This window comes from Endozoicomonas sp. SESOKO3 (assembly GCF_024606255.1).
Genome location: NZ_JAHHPR010000407.1, coordinates 1 through 2,142 on the forward strand (window position 1 = coordinate 1; position 2,142 = coordinate 2,142).

Here is a 2,142-nt window from a genome sequence, read left to right on the forward strand (position 1 = left end):
TCAGAGTCAGGCATGTCGGTATCACTAGTATCAGAGTCAGGCATGTCGGTATCACGAATATCAGAGCCACTAATGTCAGAGCCACTACTGTCATAGCCACTGCTGCCAGTATTAATGGTGTCAGAATCAATACTCTCAGAGTCACTGCTGTCAGAGTTATAAGGAGTCCTCATAGCAAAATTATAGTTATCTATGAACCAATCGACGAAATCATCCAGGTATTCTATCCGTTCTTCCAAGTGTTTTCTCTTCTTCTCTTCTTTGCTGAGTTGTTTTCCTTCTTGTTTCTTTGCTGCTTCGTCAGGTTTAACTCCATAAGGCTGCTGATTGGCATTGATGTCAAAAGTTGCCATATGAAATGCCAGCATCCTGCCTGATTGTTGTATCAGGTCGGCAAATCCTGTACCGAGGGTGACCATTATGACTTGGTAATCATTTTCATCAGGAAAAGTTTTTTGTAATTGTTGCTCTATGTATTGTCTTAAGGCCAGAAGCAATTCTTGAAATAATTCAGGGTTTTCACTTCCCGGGTAGTCTTCTGCATCTTTTAATACCTTTTCGAATATTTTGAATAATGTTTGTTCTTTGTCTTTTATCTCTGAAGAGCTGGTGATGGTGTCATCCCAATTTGATGCGCTAAAATAACTGGAAATGTTGTCAACATGTACCTTTGCCTGTTGTATAACGAAAGGATCAAGAATCAGACTTATGGCATCAATTAAACTCACGAACTGACTATTCGAGGCAACTAATTCTGGTTTTTCTTTACCATACTTTTTTACCAGATAGGACATTCGTTCAGCTGATTTTATATTACGTTGATAAAGGGGCATTTCGTTCTCATTAATCTCATTGTTGAGCAGGGAGGAGGCGGCTATTAGCAATGGTCCGTCCAATGTCTCAGGTTCTTCAGATTTTATGGGATCATTTACTTGTAGCAAAAAACTAAGGCGCATTTCTTCCAGCACTTTCAGGCCATTGAAGACTTTACCAGATTCTTTGACATTTGCTTTCAAAACTTCGTGACTTTCTATTGGTTTTTTTGTACCTAGAAGATCACCTTTTTTGGCAACCAGTCTTCCAATACCAGACAATTTAGTGGCACGAAGCAGAAATGAGCTAAAAAATAAATGAGCCGCTTCAGGGTGTGCTCTCTTTGAATGGATGGCTGTATAGTAACTCACCATCAACATCGCAAGGTTCTCCCGGTCTTCTGGTTTGGTCATATCGACAGGAGATTCGGTACCCCGGATGTTAAACAGAACGTCTATCATCGCATCCTCGACATCGTCAACCACAACATTGAGAGCTTTTAACACTTGCTGAATCATGCTCAGAATTGTCAGGCTCTCATTGGGTGGAGCTACCGGGACGTAGCTCAACATATTGTTTAGGGTTATGGTGTCTTCATCGAAGCCTGTATTGACCCCTTGGATAATGGCAGTAATTTGTGCATGGTTCATTGGTGGGAGCGGAATTTGAATTAAAGGCTGCGGTTGCAGTGCAGCAGCTCCCGCGGATTCTTGCGAATCTGAATCTGTTTTTTCGCTCCGCTCATTTTCATGGTTCATGACAAAGGTAAGATGGGTCGTATTCGGATTGAGAGCAAAAGAAAGGGGGTGGCCTAAATAAGCATTGTGATTAATCAAATCGTCCAGAAAACCAGACTTTTTTATCGCTCTATCTACAACAAATTTCTCTGGCACTGGCGTTGATAAAAGGTTTTCTGCGAGCAAATTTGAACAAGGGGAAGTCATCATGACGAGGCCAAGGGAAGCAGCAACAAACCGGTTGGCCTTGTAACGATGGAAAAATATCGATTGCTTTGCTTTTTCAGGTAATCGAGAAATGGAATAACTCATCAACATCTGCTTTCTTAAGTTTATGGATGCCCAGATAAACTAGTCCATGAATCGCAACAGTGCTCAGGTTTTAGTACCAGCCAGACTCAACCAGATCCCCAGGCCCTGGTTCGAGCTGGCAGTTTGTCGGGAAGCCTGCTGATGGCAATCCGCCTGAAAGAACAGGAGTAAGATTAAAGATAAGCTCCGTCAAGGCTACCTCATGCGAGCATCGTTACTGTCAGCGACTACTGTTAGGGTTATCACTGTCAGAGTCATAAGGAGCTTTCATAGCAAACTC

At 42.2% G+C, this 2,142-nt stretch carries 1 protein-coding gene; it reads right to left on the minus strand.

The annotated features are described in order from the left end of the window. A partial coding sequence (locus KDK18_RS07065) for a hypothetical protein (RefSeq protein WP_257254175.1) occupies nucleotides 1–1,862 on the minus strand: 1,862 nt, incomplete at its 3' end. Between the last annotated feature and the right edge of the window lie 280 nt (nucleotides 1,863–2,142).